Origin of the sequence: Marinobacter litoralis (assembly GCF_016427555.1) — a bacterium.
In the GTDB taxonomy this organism is placed as follows: domain Bacteria; phylum Pseudomonadota; class Gammaproteobacteria; order Pseudomonadales; family Oleiphilaceae; genus Marinobacter; species Marinobacter litoralis_A.
Map to the genome: position 1 here is coordinate 1,458,657 of NZ_JAELVS010000001.1, position 20,454 is coordinate 1,479,110.

Annotated in this window: 21 protein-coding genes; 15 read left to right on the top strand and 6 right to left on the bottom strand. The window is 56.4% G+C overall.

What is annotated here, in order from left to right; all coding sequences use genetic code 11:
- Window position 1 precedes the first annotated feature (1 nt).
- The 7 genes from miaA (at window position 2) to JAO79_RS06790 (ending at window position 7,590) form a co-directional block, all read left to right on the top strand.
- On the top strand, window positions 2–1,039 hold the full coding sequence (gene miaA, locus JAO79_RS06760) for a tRNA (adenosine(37)-N6)-dimethylallyltransferase MiaA (RefSeq protein WP_199006414.1): 1,038 nt from the start codon (window positions 2–4) through the stop codon (window positions 1,037–1,039).
- A 33-nt stretch (window positions 1,040–1,072) separates the two neighbouring features.
- Window positions 1,073–1,321 (top strand): RNA chaperone Hfq, encoded by a 249-nt coding sequence (gene hfq / locus JAO79_RS06765; protein ID WP_114334161.1) that lies wholly within the window; start codon window positions 1,073–1,075, stop codon window positions 1,319–1,321.
- Window positions 1,322–1,411: 90 nt separating this feature from the next.
- Entirely contained in the window at window positions 1,412–2,713 is a 1,302-nt protein-coding gene (hflX, locus tag JAO79_RS06770) for a ribosome rescue GTPase HflX (RefSeq protein ID WP_320158946.1), read from the top strand.
- Between the two features lie 78 nt (window positions 2,714–2,791).
- The gene (gene hflK / locus JAO79_RS06775; protein WP_199006416.1) at window positions 2,792–3,976 is read left to right on the top strand and encodes an FtsH protease activity modulator HflK; all 1,185 of its coding nucleotides are present in this window, start codon (window positions 2,792–2,794) and stop codon (window positions 3,974–3,976) included.
- 3 nt (window positions 3,977–3,979) lie between these two features.
- The gene (gene hflC / locus JAO79_RS06780) at window positions 3,980–4,855 is read left to right on the top strand and encodes a protease modulator HflC (RefSeq protein WP_199006417.1); all 876 of its coding nucleotides are present in this window, start codon (window positions 3,980–3,982) and stop codon (window positions 4,853–4,855) included.
- A 175-nt stretch (window positions 4,856–5,030) separates the two neighbouring features.
- The gene (locus tag JAO79_RS06785; protein ID WP_199006418.1) at window positions 5,031–6,212 is read left to right on the top strand and encodes an ATP phosphoribosyltransferase regulatory subunit; all 1,182 of its coding nucleotides are present in this window, start codon (window positions 5,031–5,033) and stop codon (window positions 6,210–6,212) included.
- An 82-nt stretch (window positions 6,213–6,294) separates the two neighbouring features.
- On the top strand, window positions 6,295–7,590 hold the full coding sequence (locus tag JAO79_RS06790) for an adenylosuccinate synthase (RefSeq protein ID WP_199006419.1): 1,296 nt from the start codon (window positions 6,295–6,297) through the stop codon (window positions 7,588–7,590).
- A gap of 68 nt (window positions 7,591–7,658) precedes the next feature.
- Here the strand turns inward: JAO79_RS06790 and cmoB are convergent, their stop codons facing one another.
- The 5 genes from cmoB to JAO79_RS06815 are packed head-to-tail and all read right to left on the bottom strand — an operon-like array spanning window position 7,659 to window position 11,262.
- Window positions 7,659–8,651: a tRNA 5-methoxyuridine(34)/uridine 5-oxyacetic acid(34) synthase CmoB gene (cmoB, locus tag JAO79_RS06795; protein WP_199006420.1), complete on the bottom strand. Its 993-nt coding sequence runs from the start codon at window positions 8,649–8,651 to the stop codon at window positions 7,659–7,661.
- 21 nt (window positions 8,652–8,672) lie between these two features.
- Window positions 8,673–9,431, bottom strand: coding sequence for a carboxy-S-adenosyl-L-methionine synthase CmoA (gene cmoA / locus JAO79_RS06800; protein ID WP_199006421.1), 759 nt, complete (start codon window positions 9,429–9,431; stop codon window positions 8,673–8,675).
- Window positions 9,421–9,789: a kinase gene (locus JAO79_RS06805; RefSeq protein ID WP_199006422.1), complete on the bottom strand. Its 369-nt coding sequence runs from the start codon at window positions 9,787–9,789 to the stop codon at window positions 9,421–9,423. Before JAO79_RS06805 ends, cmoA begins: the two co-directional genes overlap by 11 nt.
- Before the next feature lie 25 nt (window positions 9,790–9,814).
- A complete protein-coding gene (locus tag JAO79_RS06810; RefSeq protein ID WP_199006423.1) occupies window positions 9,815–10,834 on the bottom strand; it encodes a serine/threonine protein kinase in 1,020 nt (339 codons plus the stop codon).
- A 5-nt stretch (window positions 10,835–10,839) separates the two neighbouring features.
- Window positions 10,840–11,262 carry a hypothetical protein gene (locus tag JAO79_RS06815; RefSeq protein WP_199006424.1) on the bottom strand — a complete coding sequence of 141 codons (423 nt, stop codon included), beginning with the start codon at window positions 11,260–11,262 and terminating at the stop codon, window positions 10,840–10,842.
- Between the two features lie 124 nt (window positions 11,263–11,386).
- Between JAO79_RS06815 and JAO79_RS06820 the strand changes: the two genes are divergently transcribed.
- Window positions 11,387–12,496, top strand: a complete 1,110-nt coding sequence (locus JAO79_RS06820) for an NAD(P)/FAD-dependent oxidoreductase (protein WP_199006425.1) — start codon at window positions 11,387–11,389, stop codon at window positions 12,494–12,496.
- Here the strand turns inward: JAO79_RS06820 and JAO79_RS06825 are convergent.
- Window positions 12,493–13,221 (bottom strand): ComF family protein, encoded by a 729-nt coding sequence (locus JAO79_RS06825; RefSeq protein WP_199006426.1) that lies wholly within the window; start codon window positions 13,219–13,221, stop codon window positions 12,493–12,495. The genes JAO79_RS06820 and JAO79_RS06825 overlap by 4 nt on opposite strands.
- Window positions 13,222–13,272: 51 nt before the next feature.
- Here JAO79_RS06825 and bioB point away from each other — a divergent pair, with 51 nt between their 5' ends.
- From bioB to JAO79_RS06860, 7 genes are all read left to right on the top strand, one after another.
- Complete coding sequence (gene bioB, locus JAO79_RS06830; protein ID WP_114334148.1) at window positions 13,273–14,331, top strand: biotin synthase BioB; 1,059 nt, start codon at window positions 13,273–13,275, stop codon at window positions 14,329–14,331.
- Window positions 14,332–14,547: 216 nt separating this feature from the next.
- The gene (gene bioF / locus JAO79_RS06835; RefSeq protein WP_199006427.1) at window positions 14,548–15,735 is read left to right on the top strand and encodes an 8-amino-7-oxononanoate synthase; all 1,188 of its coding nucleotides are present in this window, start codon (window positions 14,548–14,550) and stop codon (window positions 15,733–15,735) included.
- Window positions 15,732–16,565 (top strand): malonyl-ACP O-methyltransferase BioC, encoded by an 834-nt coding sequence (gene bioC, locus JAO79_RS06840; RefSeq protein WP_199006428.1) that lies wholly within the window; start codon window positions 15,732–15,734, stop codon window positions 16,563–16,565. Before bioF ends, bioC begins: the two co-directional genes overlap by 4 nt.
- Before the next feature lie 5 nt (window positions 16,566–16,570).
- Complete coding sequence (bioD, locus tag JAO79_RS06845) at window positions 16,571–17,275, top strand: dethiobiotin synthase (RefSeq protein WP_199006429.1); 705 nt, start codon at window positions 16,571–16,573, stop codon at window positions 17,273–17,275.
- A gap of 50 nt (window positions 17,276–17,325) precedes the next feature.
- Window positions 17,326–17,571: a flagellar basal body rod C-terminal domain-containing protein gene (locus JAO79_RS06850; protein ID WP_199006430.1), complete on the top strand. Its 246-nt coding sequence runs from the start codon at window positions 17,326–17,328 to the stop codon at window positions 17,569–17,571.
- Window positions 17,572–17,587: 16 nt separating this feature from the next.
- A complete protein-coding gene (locus tag JAO79_RS06855; RefSeq protein WP_413785048.1) occupies window positions 17,588–18,295 on the top strand; it encodes a putative metalloprotease CJM1_0395 family protein in 708 nt (235 codons plus the stop codon).
- 245 nt (window positions 18,296–18,540) lie between these two features.
- Window positions 18,541–20,340, top strand: coding sequence for an acyl-CoA dehydrogenase C-terminal domain-containing protein (locus tag JAO79_RS06860; RefSeq protein WP_199006431.1), 1,800 nt, complete (start codon window positions 18,541–18,543; stop codon window positions 20,338–20,340).
- The last annotated feature ends 114 nt before the right edge of the window (window positions 20,341–20,454 follow it).

Sequence of the window (20,454 nt, forward strand, 5' to 3'; positions counted from 1 at the left end):
CATGGCAGGTGAGCAACAGCCAGCGCTGCCCCCGGCAATATTTCTGATGGGGCCAACGGCATCGGGTAAAACGGATATGGCGATGGCCCTGTGTGAACACTTGCCATGCGACATCATCAGCGTTGATTCCGCCATGATTTACCGGGATATGGACATCGGTACCGCCAAACCGACGCCCGATGAGCTGGCCAGGGCACCGCACCGGCTGATCGACATTTGCGATCCGGCGGACAGCTATTCAGCTGCAGATTTTGTGCGAGATGCTTTGGCGGAAATGGCAGAGATTACCGAGCGCGGGCGGATTCCGCTGCTGGTCGGTGGCACCATGATGTATTTCAAAGCACTGTTAAACGGCATGTCGAATCTGCCGTCCGCGGATCCTGAGCTAAGGGCACAGATTGAAAAAGAGGCCGAGGCGCAGGGCTGGCAAGTCTTGTACGACGAGCTGTTAGCCAAAGATCCGGTTGCCGCCGAGATTATCCATCCGAATAATCGTCAACGCCTGATGCGGGCGATCGAGGTTATTCGGTTAACCGGACAGCCGATTTCGGCGTCTTGGCAGGCCAGTTCTGAAGCTTCGGACGCGCAAAAGTCGCCGGATATCAAGGATTACACCTATTTCACCAAGTGGCAGGCAGACGAGAGTGCCGACCTGCCGTATACTGTTTTCCAGTTTGCGCTTGCTCCGACAGACCGTAAGGTACTCCATGAGAGGATCCGTACGCGGTTTATGGCGATGCAAGACGCAGGGTTTCTGGACGAAGTCCGGCAGTTGATGGCGCGGGATGATCTCCATCCTGATTTGCCCTCCATGCGTTGCGTGGGTTACCGCCAGGCGTGGGAGTATCTGTCGGGTGAATGCGACCATGAAACCTATTTGAACAAGGGCATGGCGGCAACTCGCCAATTGGCGAAGCGCCAGCTGACCTGGTTGCGAAAATGGCCTGATGTACAGTGGCTGGATGGTAATAACTTACAAATGGTGCTGGAAACCTTGAAAAAATCAGGTCTACACACCACATTTAACTCTGCAAATTGACGATCTGCACCTACCTCTAACAGGAGAATACTCATGTCAAAAGGGCATTCCTTACAAGACCCTTACCTCAACGCTTTGCGCAAGGAGCGCATTCCCGTTTCTATCTTTTTGGTTAACGGCATCAAGCTTCAGGGCCAGATCGAGTCTTTCGATCAGTTCGTAATCTTGTTGAAAAACACTGTCAGCCAGATGGTGTACAAGCATGCTATTTCCACGGTTGTACCTGCTCGCAATGTTCGTTTGCCGCAGGCGAATCCCGGAGAGGAAGAAGCTGAAGGTTAAATTCCGGTGTTTCCGGTTCTGACACCCGCGGTGCAGGGCAGCCTTTGAGCTGAGCTGGCCGCGGGTGTTTGTTTTTATGGAGTTGATTATATTTTGTTTGAACGTCCTGACGTTGGAGAACGGGCGGTTCTCGTGCACATCGAATTCACGGCCCATGACGGTTCTGAAGACCCGGGGGAGTTCCACGAGCTGGTAACCTCGGCGGGTGTTGAGCCGGTCGATATGGTGACCGGTACCCGTAAGCAGCCCAGCCCGAGGTTGTTCGTTGGCGAAGGCAAGCTGGAAGAGATTCGCGATGCGATTGCCGCGAATGAAGCTGACGTGGTGCTGTTTAACCACGCCCTGAGCCCGAGCCAGGAACGCAATATCGAGCATGAGCTCAAATGCCGCGTGTTAGACCGAACCGGCGTTATTCTCGACATTTTCGCCCAGCGTGCACGTACCCACGAGGGTAAATTGCAGGTTGAGCTGGCTCAGCTTGAACATATGTCCACGCGGTTGGTCCGTGGCTGGACGCACCTCGAGCGGCAGAAAGGGGGGATCGGCTTGCGAGGGCCGGGTGAAACCCAGCTGGAAACTGACCGACGCTTGCTGCGCGAGCGCATCAAGTCAATACATAAGCGGTTGGAAAAGGTTCGTAAGCAGCGGGATCAGGGGCGCCGGGCCCGTAAGCGCGCTGACGTTCCAACCCTGTCGCTGGTGGGGTACACCAACGCGGGCAAGTCGACATTGTTTAATCAGGTAACTACCTCCACGGTTTATGCGGCAGACCAGTTATTTGCCACTTTGGATCCGACCCTTCGCAAGTTGGAACTTCCAGATATTGGTTCGGTCGTAGTGGCCGACACCGTAGGGTTCATTCGGCACCTGCCCCACAAGCTGGTGGAAGCCTTCCGCGCGACTCTGGAAGAAACCCGGCAGGCCTCGTTGCTGCTGCACATCATCGATTGTCATGATGAGCGCCGCGATGAAAACATCGAGCAAGTGGACAATGTGTTACTGGAAATTGGTGCCGATGAGGTGCCGCAACTGCAGGTTTTCAACAAGATAGACCTGCTGGATGACTTCGCTCCACGCATTGATCGCAACGAAGACGGCATCCCGGTGCGAGTGTGGGTATCTGCGATAACTGGTGCAGGTATGGACTTGCTCTTTGACGCCGTTGTCGAGCGCCTGGCAGAAGATGTGGTGCACCACTTCGTGTTGCTTGGGCCGGCAGATGGCAAGCTCCGCGCCTTGCTGCATGAGGCCGGTTCTGTATTGAGCGAAGAGTACCGGGAAAGTGGTGATACCGTAGTAGAAGTGCGGTTGCAGAACCGTGATTGGATGCAGCTGCTCAGCCGGGCAGGTGTCAGCGAAGAAGAGGTTCGGCTGGAAGACAGAGCGCTGTGAATCAGGCCGCCTATTGCCGGGGGGCTGATAAAACCCTAGTATTTGCAGCCATTCGAATAAACACGAACGGAGAGTATTATGGCCTGGAATGAACCGGGTGGTAACCGTAACGACAACGATCCCTGGGGAACCGGTGGTCGTCGCGGCAATGATCAGGGGCCACCAGATCTGGATGAGGCCCTGAAAAAGGGGCTGGATAAGCTTAACCGTATGCTGGGTGGCAAAGGCGGCTCAGGCAATAACGGCAGCTCAGGCTCTGGTAATAACAGCAGTGGTTTTGGTGCCATCGTAGCCATCATCGCCATTCTGGCGTTCGGCTACGTCCTGTACCAGTCGTTCTATACCGTAGACGAACAGGAACGAGCGGTTGTGCTGCGCTTCGGTGAGTACAGTCGTACCGAAAACCCGGGTCTGCGTTTCAAGGTGCCGTTGATTGATTCGGCAACCAAGGTCCGTGTAACCAACGTGCGCTCTGCCCGTTCCAGTGGTCAGATGCTGACCCAGGACGAAAACCTGGTCACCGTGGACTTGCAGGTGCAATACCGGGTTGGCGATGCCAAGGCCTACGTTCTGAACGTACGTGATTCAAACCAGGCTCTGGCCTTCGCAACTGACAGTGCACTGCGCCACGAAGTGGGTAGTTCGTCACTGGACGACGTGTTGACCGAAGGGCGTGCGGAATTGGCGGTTCGCGTTGAACAGCGTCTGCAAAGCTTCCTGAAGGAGTACGGCACCGGTCTGGAAATCGTTCGGGTGAACGTTGAAAGCACTCAGCCGCCTGCGGCCGTGCAAGACGCTTTCCGCGAAGTTCAGCGGGCTCGGGAAGACGAGCAGCGTGCGAAAGAAGAAGCCGAGACCTACCGCAACAAGATTGTTCCGGAAGCTCGGGGTAAGGCTCAGCGCATGATTGAAGAGGCCAACGCTTACAAAGCCGAAGTGATTGAGCGGGCTCGCGGTGAAACCGCACGTTTCAATCAGTTGCTGGCGGTGTACGAACAGGCTCCGGTGGTCACCCGTGAGCGGATGTACCTCCAAACTCTGGAACAGGTTCTGGGTAACAGCAGCAAGATCTTTGTTGATACCGAAAGCAGCGGCAACATGATGTACCTGCCGTTGGACAAACTGACTCAGGGTCAGATGTCCAGCTCAGGATCGCGTTCATCGCGCTCAGGTAATCAGCAAGTCGACGTTCAGGCGCTGACCGATCAGGTTCTGCAAGAGTTGCGCGCCCGTCAGGACGTAAACACCCGGAGGAGTAGATAAGTTATGGGACCTAAAGGTGTATTGGGCCTTGCAGGCGCTCTTATCGTCGTCCTGCTCGTGTTGTCTAGTGTGTTCATCATCCCGGAAACCCACCGTGGCGTGAAACTCCGCTTTGGTGAGTTGGTGCAAACCGATATTCAGGCGGGTATTCATTTCAAGGTTCCGGTGATTGACCAGATCCGGGAATTTGATATCCGGGTTCTGACCATGGATCTGCCGTCGCGTCAGTACCTCACCATCGAGAAAAAGCCGCTGGATGTGGATTCGTACGTAGCGTGGAAAATCCGTGACGTAGACCAGTTCTACCGTGCAACCGGTGGCGATGAGCGCCGTGCGGAAACCTTGATTCTGTCTCGCGTTGACAATGGTCTGCGTGACGAGTTCGGTGTCCGCACCATGCACGAAGTGGTGTCTGGTCAGCGTGATGAGCTGATGCATGCACTGCGGGATCGTGCTAATGAAACTGCGGTGAAAGAATTCGGTATCGAAATTCTCGATATCCGGGTCAAAGCCATCGAGTTTCCGGGCGCCGTCAGCGAAAACGTTTATCGTCGGATGGCGACTGAGCGTCATAAGCTGGCTCAGGAATTCCGTTCCCGTGGTCAGGAATTGGCGGAAGGTATCCGTGCCGATGCGGATCGTCAGCAAACCGTAACCTTGGCGAATGCCTTCGCCGAAGCGGAAAAAACCCGTGGTGAAGGTGACGGCGAAGCCGCTCGGATTTATGCCGAAGCTTATGGTAGCAATGAAGAGTTCTACAGCTTTTACCGTAGCTTGCAGGCTTACGAGAAAACCTTTGCCGGCAAGGATGACATCATGGTCATCGACTCCGACAGTGCTTTCATGAAGTTTCTGAAGGACCCGGCCGGCGCCAAGTAAAACCGTTGGCTGAAAAGGAAAACCGGAATACGTAGGTATTCCGGTTTTTTTGTGTCAGCCAAGGGTGTAGAATCCTTCCGGTTTTGTTTGGGCATTTCTTCGCCTGGACATCCTGAACCCTGAGTCATTCCCCCGGCACCTGAGCCGGTGATGGAAAAACGGACAACAGAATCTCATGACAGTATCTGATCGCTGGTTACTGCCAGATGGAGTTGAAGACATTCTTCCTCCGCTGGCCGGACGGATCGAGTCCCTGCGCCGGGATGTAATGGACACCTGCCAACGCTGGGGATACCAATTGGTTATCCCACCTCTGATCGAGTACCTGGAGTCCCTGTTTACGGGAACCGGGCACGACCTTGAGTTGCAGACGTTCAAGCTGACCGATCAACTCACCGGCCGCATGATGGGTGTGCGCGCAGACATGACGCCGCAAGCTGCCCGGATTGATGCGCATACGCTGGGCCAGGAAGGTATTACCCGCCTTTGCTACGCCGGTCATGTACTGCATACCCGCCCGCGTCACATGCTGACCGGGCGAACGCCGATTCAGGCAGGCTGCGAGCTGTTCGGCAGCACCTCGGAAGCGGCGGATCTGGAAATTATCACCCTGATGCTGGAAACCCTCCGGGTAGCCGGTTTGCCGCGGGTACATCTGGATCTGGCCCACGTTTCGATCTATGAAAGCCTGATTGCCAGTTCCGGGTTTGATAAAGACACCGAAGCTGCAGTTTTTGATGCAATGGCCAGAAAATCGGTGCCGGAGCTCGACCGCTTGCTGGGTGACTGTGAACCCGGTTCGGCGGGCGCACGATTGCGTGAGCTTGCCCGCGTAAGCGGCGGAGTGGAAGCGCTGGAGCAGGCCCGCACCATTCTGGGCGGCGCGTCCGAGGCCCTCGATGCGGCTTTGAACAAGCTGACTCGAGTGGTCGAAATGCTGAGCCGTGATTTCCCGGAAGTGAGTCTGGGTTTCGATTTCTGCGAACTGCGAGGCTACAACTACCACACCGGTCTGGTTTTCGCCGCCTACGTGCCCGGTCATGGCGACGCGGTGGCCAAAGGTGGCCGTTACGATGCCATTGGCAGCGATTTCGGGCGTGCCCGACCGGCTACCGGGTTCAGCCTGGATATTCGTGCGTTGGTGGCACTGGGTGAGCGTGTGCATCACCGCTCGGGTGCTATCTGGGCACCGGCGGTTGAGGATTCTGCGCTTGAAGGTGTGATCTCGGGCCTTCGTATGACCGAGACAGTGATCAGACAATTGCCGGGTGACGAACCTGCAGATCCCGCACTGCAAGGTTGTGATCGTCAGCTGGTGAAAAAAGACGGGCAATGGGTTGTGGAGATGCTGGGCTGATTTTGGTGCCAGTATTTGTCGAATATTCCTGAGTAAATGTGCAAGGCGCGTTCCTTCGGGCCGCCTGATGTGAGAGAGAATCATGGGTAAAAATGTTGTTGTGCTGGGTACCCAGTGGGGTGATGAAGGTAAAGGCAAGATCGTCGACCTTCTGACAGAAAAAGTGGCAGCAGTGGTGCGCTTTCAGGGCGGTCACAATGCCGGCCACACACTGGTCATCGAGGGCAAGAAGACGGCCTTGCACCTGATCCCGTCTGGAATTCTGCGAAAGAATGTTCACTGTCTGATCGGTAACGGCGTTGTGCTGTCACCGGAAGCACTGCTCAAAGAAGTGCGTGAACTTGAGGCAAATGGCGTTGAAGTTCGTGACCGTCTGAAGATCAGCCTGGCGTGCCCGATTATTTTGCGTACCCACGTTCGTATTGACCAGGCGCGTGAGCGGGCGAAGGGCGAAGACAAAATCGGCACCACCGGCCGTGGTATCGGGCCTGCCTACGAAGATAAAGTCTCCCGCCGTGGCGTTCGTGTGGGCGACCTGCACAACATGGAAGACTTTGAAGTTAAGCTTCGTGAGATCATGTCTTACCACAACTTTGTACTGACCGAATACTTCAAAGAAGAAGCCGAAGACATCGATGCGGCTTTGGCTGAACTGAAGCAGATGGCGGAAGAAATTCTGCCGATGGCGGCTGACGTAACCGACATCCTGCATGACCACCGTAAGCGCGGCGAGCACATTCTGTTTGAAGGTGCTCAGGGTTCTTTGCTGGACATCGATCTCGGTACCTACCCGTACGTGACCTCGTCTAACACCACCGCAGGTGGCACGGCGACCGGTTCCGGGTTTGGTCCTCTGTACCTGGACTACGTATTGGGCATTACCAAGGCGTACACCACCCGTGTCGGTTCAGGCCCGTTCCCGACGGAGCTGTTTTGCGACATGGGTGAACATCTGGCGGTTAAAGGCAACGAAGTGGGCACCACCACTGGCCGTTCCCGCCGTTGTGGCTGGTTCGATGCCGTGGCTTTGCGTCACGCCATCCAGATCAACAGTGTATCGGGCATCTGCCTGACCAAGCTGGATGTTCTGGACGGATTGGAAACCGTGAAGGTGTGCGTTGGCTACAAGACTCCGGACGGTGAAATCACCCGTCCGCCGATTGGCTGCGACACCTTCAAGGACATCGAGCCGATCTTCGAAGAGTTGCCGGGCTGGAGCGAAAGCACCTTTGGTCTGACCAGCGTCGAGGAGCTGCCGGAGAACGCGAAAGCCTATATCCGCTTCCTGGAAGAGCAGATCGAAGCGCCGATTGATATCATCTCCACCGGCCCTGACCGGGTAGAAACCATTACTCTGAGGCACCCGTTCGGGGAATAAGCGTCAGAGACAAAAAAACCGCCTTTAGCGTGAGCTTCAGGCGGTTTTTTTATACTTTGAATACCCGGTCAGGGTTTCTCGGCAATAATGGTTGCCCGTTTTGGCCCTGGGTAACCTTCAATGGTTTTAGTGGGATCATTGGGGTCGAGAAAGTCAGCCAGCGAGTTATACCGCATCCAGTCGGTTTGCCGTTGTTCTTCCGTGGTGGTGTCGCATACATCCACCACGCGGGCGTTGCGGAAGCCGGCGCGTTCGAGCCATCGAATCAACGTCGGGCAACTGGGCAGGAACCAGACATTGCGCATCTGGCCGTAACGATCCTCCGGCATCAGGCTGAAACCTTCCGGTCCATCCACAACCAGCGTTTCCAGCACCAGCTCGCCACCCCGGCGCAAGGTGCCTTTCAAGTCCAGCAGATGATCAATGGGAGAACGCCGGTGGTAGAGCACGCCCATTGAGAAAGTGGTGTCGAAGTGTTCAAGATTTTCCGGCAGATCTTCCATGCGAATCGGCAGAAGGTCTACGGGAACGTCACCAAGGTAACCTTTGACGGCCAAGAACTGGAACATGAACAGCAGGCCGGGGTCGATGCCCACAACCTGCCGGGCGCCGGCGCCGGCCATGCGCCAACAGTGATAACCGGAGCCACAACCCACATCGAGAATGGTGCGTCCTTTCAAATCCGCAAGGTGGGGTGAAACCCGGTCCCATTTCCAGTCTGAGCGCCATTCTGTGTCCACGTGGGTGCCGAAAAAATTGAAAGGACCTTTCCGCCAGGGCATTAAGCCGCGTAAACCCAGCTCGAGATTGTGTGCATCCTGTTCGCTTAATGGTTGCTCTGAGGTTACGGTCACAGCTGACGAATTCAGGTCCACTTTAGCCGGGATATCTGATGGCAGAGATTGCAGAGCAGCGTGCCAGCGCGCCATATCGCCGTGTGGATTGTCTTCGAAACGGCGAATCAACTGGGCCTTCAGAACCTCGGCCCAGGCTGCCTGATCACTGTTTTTGAGAGAGTCGATAAAAGGCGAGAAATGTTCGCGCCAGTCGAAAGCAGACATAGGATTCGTGGTATCCGGTGATTAAGAGTTCTTGATGGCCAGCATGGAAACAAAATTGAAGCACTGATACCACACCAGAACTTCGTCAAACCCGGTATCCAGAAGCCGTTGCTTGTGGGTGTTCAGGGTTTCAGGAATCATGATGTTTTCGATTGCGGCGCGTTTTTGGCTGATCTCCAGGTCGGAGTAGCCGTTGGCGCGTTTAAACTCATGATGTAGCTGGGTCTGGGTGTTCTGTTCCGAATCGGATTCGAAACGGATTTTTTCGGATAGAATCAGTACGCCGCCAGGGAGCGTGGCATCGGCAATTCGGGCCAGCAGGTCTTTGCGCTTTTCAGGCGGCACGAACTGTAATGTAAAGTTGAGGGTGGTGACCGAAGCACGGCTGAGCTCGGTGGTCAGAATGTCTTCGCAACGCAGGGTAACGGGCAGTTCGTGATCGTCGAGTGCAACATAGTGTTCGCAGCGTTCGATCATCGCGCTGGAATTATCCACGCCCACCAGTGTGCAGTCGGAGTGCGCTATGCCGTGGCGCATGGCCAGTGTCGAGGCACCCAGTGAGCAGCCCAGATCGTAGCAATGAGAACCGGGTTGCACGTATTGTTCGGTAATCACTTCAATCATTGGAATGATGGTGGTGTAACCGGGCACAGATCGACGAATCATGTCAGGAAAAACACGGGCGACCGACGCATCGAAACGAAAATCTTCAGGGTTGCGCTCGGTGGCGAATAACCGGTCGGTCAGCTGAGGTGCGGGGCTCGGTTTTTTACTGGTCATCGCTGTCTCCGGCTTTCGGCATGGCTGGGTCCCGGTCAGTGGGTGAAGGTCGGGAGCAGCGGACACCACGGTTCTTGTAATCGACCAGGATGCCGCGAAAGGACGGGTCTACGTCGGCGGCTATGGCAAGGTAGCCATTTTCGCAAACGGCATGCAGCCCCGAGGGCTTGCGGGACATTCGGAATGCTTCGCCGGGCGTGACGTGGATGGCTTTGAAATCCCCGACCGGAACATGGTCCTTGTTGTCAGAATGTTTGATTTTCCCGCCGACTTCCAGTGCCGTGACCGTGCCGATGATGGCAATCACCGCAGTCACAATAAGGGCACGCGCCGAATAGCGGTTTTCACTTTCGCTCATGGTTACCTCTTTGAAACGTCAGTATTCAGAATTGCCCCGGAAGCGTCAGAGCGGGCTCTTGCAGGGCAGACAGTTGTTCGCGCAGAGACAGGATTTGGTCAGACCAGAAACGCGGCTGCGCAAACCACGGGAAAAAACGCGGGAACGCAGGGTCTTCCCAGCGCCGAGCCAGCCAGGCGCAGTGGGCAATTTGCCGGTAGCAGCGCAGCGGCTCGATCAGGTGCCGCTCGCGACGATCAAAATCCCGGAAGGTTTCGTAGCCTTCGAGCAATTCGCCCAACTGGCTGCCGCGGTCAGTCGCTTCGCCGTTCAGCAGTAGCCACATATCTTGCACCGCGGGGCCGGTGCGGCAATCGTCCAGATCGACAAACAGCATGGCTTCGTCGCGGCAAAGAATGTTGCCCGCGTGACAGTCCCCATGGATTCGAAGGGTGTTTACATCTCCGGCATCTTCCATGCGCTGTTTGCAGCCATCGATTAAATCCGGGATCAGGCTGTCCCAGGCGGGGCGGAGATCATCCGGAATCCAGCCGCCGTTAACGAGTAATGCGTTGTGTTCTTCCAGCCCCTGAACCAGATTAAACCCGGGACGGTGCTCGAAGGCTTTGGTGGCGCCCAGATTGTGAATCTGGCCTAACCACTGGCCGAGGCGGTAGAGGGTATCCGTTACGCTGGTATCAGGAGCCTGGCCGCCCCGTTGAGGAAACACGGCAAACCGGAACTCGCCATGGTGGCCCAGGGTGTCGCCGTTGCTGAGGGCCAGTGGTGCGACCACAGGAATGTCGGCCGCTTGCAGATCCAGCGTGAATTCGTGCTCTTCACGGATAGCGGCATCAGACCAGCGGTCGGGGCGATAAAATTTGGCGATGACGGGCGCGCCTTCGTCCAGCCCGACCTGATACACGCGGTTTTCATAACTGTTCAGCGCAAACAGGCGCCCGCTGACCGCGAATCCGGCTTCTTCCATGGCGTCCAGAATGGTTTCCGGCGTCAGGGTGTCGTACGGATGGGGGGAGGCGGTGTTGTCAGAAGGCTCATGTTGCATAGTGATCAAAAGGCCGAGTTTTGTTGAGATTTCATGCGTTGCAGGTGGTACCAGTTCTCGTCCAGCTCCCAGCGCACGCGGTTAATCCTTGGTGACGCCAATACAATATCACCGGCCCGGGCCTGTACCTGCGCAAGTTCCCTTTCCGCTTTTTGCCAGTCGCGATGGGTGTCAGCCAGATGCTTCATGCCCGGAAATACCACCGACAACGCCTGTTGCGTTGACAGGGTGTGGGACCGAAGCGAACTAATAGTGGCTGTATCTCCTTCTACTCGCAGTACCCGGTGTTGATATGGGTAACTGGACACCACTTTATCCGCTTTCAGCTGATCGTTCAGGCTGGTGACTTCAAAGCCACGCCACGCGATCCAGCCTACGAATAGTGCGGCGACGATCATTACCGTAAGAAACTGCTTGCTGTCGGACATTGCCCAATGCTCCGTGCATCCGTTGCGCTTGGGGTAAAGTATAACGGTTCTGACCGCTCAGGTAATGTAACGTAGCGCTATCTGGGGTAATTTCAGGCACTGGATTGAACAGCAGGGCGGAAACGTGGATCGCGAAAGCTATAACGTGCAAACGGTGGTTATCGGAGCCGGAGTGGTGGGGTTGGCCATCGCTCGTGAACTGGCGTTGTCCGGGCGCGAGGTCTTGGTGCTGGAAGCCGGCCCCCGGTTTGGTGAGGGCATATCGTCCCGCAACAGTGAAGTGATTCATGCCGGTATCTATTATCCGGCCGATTCGTTGAAAGCGGCCTTTTGTGTGCGAGGGCGGCAGTTGCTCTACGAGTACTGCGCCAGCCGCAAGATTGGGCACCGAAAGTGTGGGAAATGGATTGTTGCGACCAACGATCGGCAAGCGGCCAGGCTCGAAGCCATCGCCCGTCAGGCGGAAGCTAATGGTGTGCACCTGCAGCAGTTTTCGGGAGATGCGATACGCGCACAGTGCCCGGACTTGCGGGCCTCGGGGGCCTTGTGGTCATCGCAAACCGGTATCGTTGATAGCCACGGCTTGATGCTGTCTCTGTTGGGTGAGCTGGAAGACGCGGGCGGGCGCTTGGTGTTGAATAGCCCGGTGTTATCTGCGGAAAGTTCAGGCAACGGCCACCGTCTTGAGATAGGTGGGGATGCCTCGGTTACTTTGCTGGCCGGGGAAGTGGTAAATGCTGCGGGACTAGGGGCGCCGACGCTTGCGCAAAACTGGCGGGGGCTTCCTGCTTCGTCGAGGCCAGAACAGTGGTACGCCCGCGGTGTGTATTTCAGTTACAGCGGCCGGCAGCCTTTTGATCAGTTGATTTACCCCTTGCCCGAGCCGGGCGGACTGGGTGTCCACCTGACACTGGATTTGGCAGGTCAGGCCCGTTTTGGCCCTGATGTGGAATGGGTTGAAGTGGAAGATTACACCGTAGACCCTAATCGGCTTCAGGCTTTTGTTGAGGGCATTCGCCAATGGTGGCCGTCGCTCGATGCCAGCAAGCTACAGCCGGCATACGCCGGTATTCGGCCCAAGCTTGCGGGGCCGGATGGTGGCTTTGCTGACTTCCGGATCGATGGGCCCGGGGTGCACGGGCTGGCGGGGCTGGTTCACCTGTTTGGTATCGAATCGCCGGGCCTGACCTCAAGCCTGGCGATCGCCGACTACGTCAAAGGGCAGCTAGGTTAGCCGGGGGTGCGAGCCAGAGCCCAGATTTGAATCTCACGGGCACCTGCCTTGGTTAAAGCCCCGGCTAGGGCACGGGTGGTTGCCCCGGTTGTTACTACATCATCGACGATGGCGACCCGCTCTGGAATCGCTTGGCAGACCTCGAAGACTTTGTTCAGGTTGGTTAGGCGCGCTGCTCTGTTCAGCCCTCTCTGTGCACGTACTTGTCGCTTTCTTTGCACGGCCTGACTGTTGACCGGGATTTCGAGCCGCCTGCCCAGATATTCAGCAATATCCTGTGACTGGTTGAATCCGCGTTGCCATCGACGCCGCCAGTGCATGGGGGCGGGAATCAGCAGTTCTGGCCGTTCGCCGTCGCTCAGAGTGTGTTCCAAATAGTCGCTGAAATCAGATAATAGTGGTCGAGCGAACTTGCGCTGGCCGTTGTACTTGTAGCGGCCGATCATGCTGTCCACCGGGAATTGGTAGCGCCAGGGAATCAGTGAGCGAGTGAAGGCTGGCGGCTGGGTAAGGCATTCTCCACAGCGTCTGACCGGGCCTGAAAATGCCAGAGGGAGCGCGCAAATGTCACAGTGCAGCCGGTTACGGGGAAGGTCGCTGCGGCAGGGTGCGCACAGGCCATTGAAGGCCGACGGGTGAAGGCAAGTAACGCAGCGGCCTGCGCTGGTGTCGCTGTTAACCAAATGGTCGAACAAGGTTGACAGCAGTTTCAGTCTGTTTATCATCGTGGTTTATCCGTAAACCAAAGACCTTGCCAAGGTTAACAGGACTTAAACATGACTGCTACCGCCCTGCGCCACGACTGGAGCCTTCAGGAGGCTCAAGAGCTTTTTAATCTGCCGTTTAACGATCTCTTATTCCGCGCCCAGTCGGTGCACCGGGAGCATTTTGACCCCAATGAAGTGCAGGTCAGTACGCTGCTTTCGATCAAGACCGGCGCTTGCCCGGAAGATTGTAAATATTGCCCTCAGAGCGGGCATTACAACACCGGTCTCGAGAAAGAGAAGCTGCTGGAGATCGAGAAGGTAGTCGCAGAAGCGCGAGCGGCCAAGCAGAAGGGGGCTTCGCGGTTCTGCATGGGGGCGGCCTGGCGTAGCCCGTCTAAAAAAGATATGCCCTATGTACTGGATATGGTTCAGCAGGTGAAGTCGCTGGGGCTGGAAACCTGCATGACGCTGGGCATGCTGAAAGAAGAAGAGGCTAAGGAGTTGGCGGAAGCCGGTCTGGATTACTACAACCATAATCTGGACACCTCCGAGAAGTACTACAACCACATCATTACTACCCGTACCTACCAGGACCGTCTGGACACGCTGGATAATGTGCGCAAGGCCGGCATGAAGGTTTGCTGCGGTGGCATTCTGGGTATGGGGGAAGACGAGGATGACCGTGTCGGGCTGTTGGTTCAGTTGGCCAATTTGCCGCAGCATCCGGAAAGTGTGCCGGTGAATATGCTGGTGAAGGTGAAGGGTACGCCGCTGGAGGATGTGGAAGATCTCGAGCCGTTTGATTTTATCCGGATGATCGCGGTAGCTCGGATTATGATGCCGGCTTCGCACGTTCGGCTTTCGGCCGGTCGTGAGCAGATGAATGAGCAGATGCAGTCGCTGTGTTTCCTGGCGGGTGCGAATTCGATTTTCTACGGCGAGAAGTTGCTGACAACCTCTAATCCAGAGGCGGATGCGGATATGCAGTTGTTCCGTAAGCTGGGTATTCGCCCGGAGCAGCGGGAGCAGTGTGCAACCGAGGAGCAGCAGGAAGAGGAGCTGGCTGAAGCGGTTGAGTATGAGGCTACGCGGCACATGTTTTATGACGCTACACGGGAATCTGCCTGATTTCAGGCTTCGGTGGCGTGTGAAGGTCTGGCGCTGCTTTTCGGGACACGCTACGAGCACATCCATGTGCGCTTGTTTCAGGCCGTCCTTGGCCTTCAACAGTTCCGAAAAGCAGCGCCAGACCTTCACTCCAAATCTGTTCGGGGAGTCGGTTGCCAATTCTGCCCCCTTTTTACCCGGATTTTCATTGCCCTGACCTTTTGGTGTGTCGTTTTTATGCGCGATTTTGTCCACGAGATAGAACAACGGAAACGCGCGGGCCTGTACCGGACCCGACGTTTGGTTTCTGGCCCGCAACAGCCGGAGTTAACTGCCGACGGTCAGGCGTTGTTGTCGTTTTGTAGCAACGATTATCTGGGCTTGGCGAATCATCCCAACAACATTGAAACGCTCAAGAATGCCTTGCCCGAAACCGGTCTGGGCGGGGCGGCTTCCCATCTTGTGTGTGGTCATCATGACGCTCACCACCGTTTGGAACAGCGGTTGGCGGATTTTACCCGGCGCAGCAGTGCCTTGTTTTTTTCCACGGGTTATATGGCAAATGTCGGCGTGATCTCTGCGTTGGTGGGGCGGGGCGATACGGTGTTTTCGGATCGGCTCAACCACGCGTCGATCATCGATGGTTGTATTCTGAGCCGGGCGCGGGTTCGGCGTTATGCGCATGGGGATGTCGAGGCGCTGGAGGCGATGCTGGCAGACACGTCTGGGCACAAGGTCGTGGTCACCGACGGGGTGTTCAGCATGGACGGCGATGTGGCGCCGCTGAAGGCATTGGCGCGGGTTTGTAAGGCCCACGATGCTCTGTTGGTGGTGGATGATGCTCACGGAATCGGTGTGCTGGGACCACAGGGCCGCGGAAGTGTGCTGGAGGCGGGTTTGTTGGAGGATGAGGTGCCGGTTCTGATCGGTACTCTCGGCAAGGCGGTTGGCACCAGCGGCGCTTTTGTGGCCGGGCCGGCGATGTTGATGGATTATCTGGTGCAGAAAGCACGAACCTACATTTACACCACCGCGATGCCGCCGGCGGTGGCGGTTGCGACCTGCGCCAGTCTGGATCTGATTGAGGCGGATGATCAGAGGCGGGCGCACCTGAACGAGCTGATTACGCGTTTCCGCGATGGCGCGCAATCGTTGGGTTATGAACTGATGCCGTCTTATACGCCGATCCAACCCATCATGATTGGCGGCAATGAGGAAGCTTTGGCGCTGAGTCAGGCTCTGGAGCAGCGAGGCGTTTTGGTGACGGCTATTCGGCCGCCGACGGTGCCCGAGGGTCAGGCTCGGTTGCGGGTCACGTTGAGTGCCGCCCATAGCCAAGAGCAGGTTGATCGTTTATTGGCAGCACTTTCGGAGTGTCGGGCGTCGCTGGATTCAGGGGATTCGGAGCAGGTGGCGGTTGTATGAACATGTTCAATGACCTGACCGCGCTGACCAGCGCGGAGGGTGGTACCGGAACCAAGGCGTCGATAGCGTCCGGGTTCGGTGGTGCCAGCAAAACTTATGACGGTGCTTCCAGATTGCAAAAGACGATGGGTGACGCCATGTTGTCGCGCATTCCTTCGGCTCTTCAGCCGGAGTCGGTTCTTGATCTCGGCTGTGGCACCGGTTGGTTTTCCCGTAAATTGTTGGCTTGTTATCCGGATGCGCGCTTAACCGGCGCGGATTTGTCGCCGGGTATGTTGGCGCAGGCTGGGGCGACGCCCGGCACCTCAGGTGTGCGCTGGCTGAATGCCGATGCGGAGCAGTTGCCGCTGGCAAACGACAGTGTTGATCTGGTGTTCAGTAACCTGATGGTGCAATGGAGTAAGCGCCCCGAGGTTGTGCTGGCGGAGTGCCAGAGAGTGCTGCGCCCGGGCGGGGTGTTGGCAATGTCTACCCTGGTAGATGGTACCTTGCGTGAGCTCAAGCAAGCCTGGGCAAAAGCGGACCCGGGTCAGCCCCATGTGAATCGGTTTGTCCTGGCAGATGAGTGGCGCCGCCTTGTGGAATCGACACTGCCGGGCTCTGTGCTCGAGTTTTCTCCCATCCGTTTGTCCTATGAGTCTCCAATGGCGCTCAATCGGGAACTGAAGCAATTGGGGGCGGTGTTCAGGGGTGAAGAGCGGCGCCGGACAGTCACAGCCCCCGGGCGTTTCCGGGCGATGTGCAGGGCATACCCGGGTGCAAGGTCTGGTCAGGTGACGGCGACTTACGAAGCCGGTTGGTTGTATTGGCAAAAGCCCACAGCAGGATAAACACGATGGCAAAGAAAACATACTTCGTAACGGGTACTGATACCGAGGTGGGTAAAACCATCGTCAGTGCGTCGATTCTCGAGGCCGCCAAGGCGCAAGGAAAACGCACGATTGCCATGAAGCCCATTGCCTCTGGCTGCGAGCAAACACCGGAAGGCCTGCGAAATGAAGATGCGTTGATGCTTCAGGAGGCGGTTACTGAATCCATTGCTTATGATGTGATTAACCCGATTGCCTTGGAGCCTGCGATTGCGCCCCATGTGGCAGCGGTGCAAGCGGGCAAGCAAATCAGCGCCCAGCGTCTGATCGGGTTTTGTCGTGGGTTGCAAATGCAGCCTGCCGATTTGATGCTGATCGAGGGGGCTGGTGGTTGGCGAGTTCCTCTGAACGATCGCGAAACCTATGCATCGGTGCCCCGGGACATGGGGTTGGGGGTTGTCATGGTGGTGCCTCTCAAGCTCGGCTGTATCAATCATGCCATGCTGACAGCGGAGGCTATTCGTGCAGATGGGCTGACGGTGGCGGGCTGGGTTGCAAATCATCCGGAAGCGGAGCCTATGAGCTGTGAAGAAGAAACGCTTAACTATCTGGTGACCCATCTCGAGGCACCGTGTTTGGGTGTTTTGCCTTATGCAGGCGAAGTACCAGTGGTGGACATGCCGGCCGTCTTATCGCGCTATCTGAATGTTGCACCATTGTTTGAAAATTGATCAGGATTGTGCGTTAATTGGGCAATTGTCGGCCACGGGAACCTTCCTCCATGATCAATAACACACTCGGTATCGGTATTCAGGGCATCCAGGACGGAATGGTCGGGATGGAGAACGCCGCACGTAAGATCGCTCGAGGTGGATCGGATGGCCCGCAAGGCAGCGCCGAGGGGGCCGGCAATCTGGCCGAGCCGATGATTGAGCTCAATCTATACAAACGCAGTGTCGAGGCGTCGGCACAAGTCGTTAAAACGGCGGATGAAACGATAGGTACCCTGCTGGACATCAAGGTCTGAGCTTCGGGTAGTGTCTGTGAACATTCTACCGACAGTGTCCCCTGTTCTTCCTTCCTTTAGCCCGGGCTCGCGGGCAGATTCCGGTTATTCAGTGGTTGCCGGGCCAGAAAGCACAGCTGGAGAAAAATCCGTGGTCGGCGAGAGCCGTTCTGTTCGGGCTCCTGAGCAAGCCTCCGATGTCAAGTCAGCGGGGCAGGAAAGTCAGGAAGACGAAAACCTTCAGGGGTTGACGGAATCCGAACTGCAAGAACTCTCCGAACTCAAAGCCCGGGATCGTGAAGTGCGCGCCCACGAGGCTGCGCATCAAGCGGTGGGCGGGCAATACGCTGGTGCAATCTCCTATTCCTATGAGCGTGGCCCCGACGGCGCTCAGTACGCGGTCGGCGGAGAAGTGCCCATTGATGTCTCTCCGGTGGCTGGAGATCCCCAAGCGACGATCGAAAAAATGCGTGTTGTGCGAGCGGCCGCCATGGCACCGGCACAGCCCTCATCGCAGGATCGTGCGGTTGCAGCGGAGGCCATGCAAACTATGTTGCAGGCTCAGGTAGAGCTGGCCAGCGGTGAGGATGAAAGCGCTGGAATTAACGGTGGCGCTGACGCAGCGGAACCCGCGATAAATGCTCCGGAACCCCAGTCCCGACAGGCAACAGAAGCCTACCAAAACGTCTCGGTCATGCAGGGTTACGGTTTTGACTCGGACGCTGCTACTTCGATTTTTGTTTGATCCCTTCCTGAAGATAACCCCCTGAGCGAGAAAGGCCTACCGGGTTTTCTGACCCGCATCCGTTACGTTTGAGAACACAAAGCACAACAAAATTGACGCAATTCTCTTGACAATTCTGTGCTCCAAAACGTATGTTTCAAACAAGTGTTTAATTAAGGCTGTGAAGCGCGAGCTTCATGGTAATTGAGCAAACCACGGTCATAGCTGCAACAACTTCAGCTGCAACCAACATTGAGGTGGATTCAATGCCTGAGTACAAAGCGCCCCTGCGTGATATCAAATTTGTAATGAACGAGCTGCTCGACAGCGAGACCCACTACGCCAATCTGGAAGGCGCTGAAGACGCAACTCCGGATATGGTTGATGCCATCATCCAGGAAGGTGCGAAGTTTGCTGAACAGGTACTGTCTCCGCTGAACGCGGTAGGCGACCGCGAAGGTTGTACTTGGAGCGAAGACGGCGTTAAAACGCCGACTGGCTTCAAAGAAGCTTACGAAAAGTACGTTGAAGGCGGTTGGCCATCACTGGCTGCTGACGCCAACTACGGCGGACAGGGCCTGCCTGACTCCCTCGGCATCGTGATGAGCGAGCTGAACGGTACCGCTAACTGGTCTTGGGGCATGTACCCGGGCCTGAGCCACGGCGCGATCAACACCGTGGAAGCGCACGGCACCGAAGAGCAGAAGCAAACCTACCTGACCAAAATGATCAGCGGTGAGTGGACAGGTACCATGTGCCTGACCGAAGCGCACTGTGGTTCTGACCTGGGCACCCTGCGCACCAAAGCAGAGCCTAATGCTGACGGTTCTTACAGCATCACCGGCACCAAGATCTTTATCTCGGCCGGTGAGCACGACATGACCGAGAACATTGTTCATATCGTTCTGGCTCGTCTGCCGGGCGCACCTGAAGGTACCAAGGGTATCTCCCTGTTCATCGTACCCAAGCGCCTGCCGAACGAAGACGGTTCTGCCGGTGAGCGTAACGCCGTTTCCTGTGGCTCCATCGAGCACAAGATGGGTATCCACGGCAACGCGACTTGCGTGATGAACTTCGACGGTGCCAAAGGCTGGTTGATCGGACCTGAGAACAAAGGTCTGAACTGCATGTTCACCTTCATGAACACCGCCCGTATCGGTACCGCTATCCAGGGGCTGGGTGCAGCTGAACTGGCTTTCCAGGGCTCACTGGCATACGCCAAAGACCGTCTGGCCATGCGTTCACTGAGTGGCGCTAAGAACCCGGAAGGCATTGCTGACCCGATCATCGTTCATCCGGACGTGCGTCGCATGCTGCTGACTCAGAAAGCAGTTGCTGAAGGCGCCCGTGCTCTGATCTACCTGACTGCACAGAAAGCGGATCTGGTAGCGCGTGGCAAAACTGACGAAGAGCGTAAAACAGCCGACGAAGCATTGGGCTTCCTGACTCCGATCGCCAAAGCTTTCCTGACTGAAATCGGTTACGAAGCTGCGAACCTGGGTATGCAGGTATTCGGTGGCCACGGTTTCATCTCCGAGTGGGGCATGGAGCAGAACGTACGTGATGCCCGTATCGGCATGATCTACGAAGGCACTACCGGCATCCAGGCGCTGGATCTGTTGGGCCGTAAGGTTCTGATGACTCAGGGCGAGTCTCTGAAGAACTTCACCAAGCAGGTTCACGTGTTCTGCAAAGAAAACGCCGACAATGAGCAGCTGAAGCAGTTCATCGAGCCGCTGGCTGCAATCAACAAAGAGTGGGGCGACCTGACCATGAAAGTGGGCATGGCCGCTATGAAGAACCGTGAAGAAGTAGGTTCTGCTTCCGTTGACTACCTGATGTACTCTGGTTACGCGGTGTTTGCGTACCTGTGGGCTCAGATGGCCAAAGTTGCTCAGGAAAAGCTGGAAGAAGGCACTACTGAAGAAGCGTTCTACACTGCCAAGCTGCAGACTGCACGTTTCTACTTCACCCGCATGTTGCCGCGTACCAAGACTCACGCAGTAACCATGTTGGCCGGTGCAGACACTCTGCTGGATATGCCGGAAGAACACTTCGCCCTTTAAGGCTGAGGTTGCTATCTGATTGATAGTGCACAAAAAGCCCGTTCTCTGTGAAGAGGCGGGCTTTTTTCATGAGTTTGAGGCCGGTATTGAGGTAGAATACCGATCACAGAATAA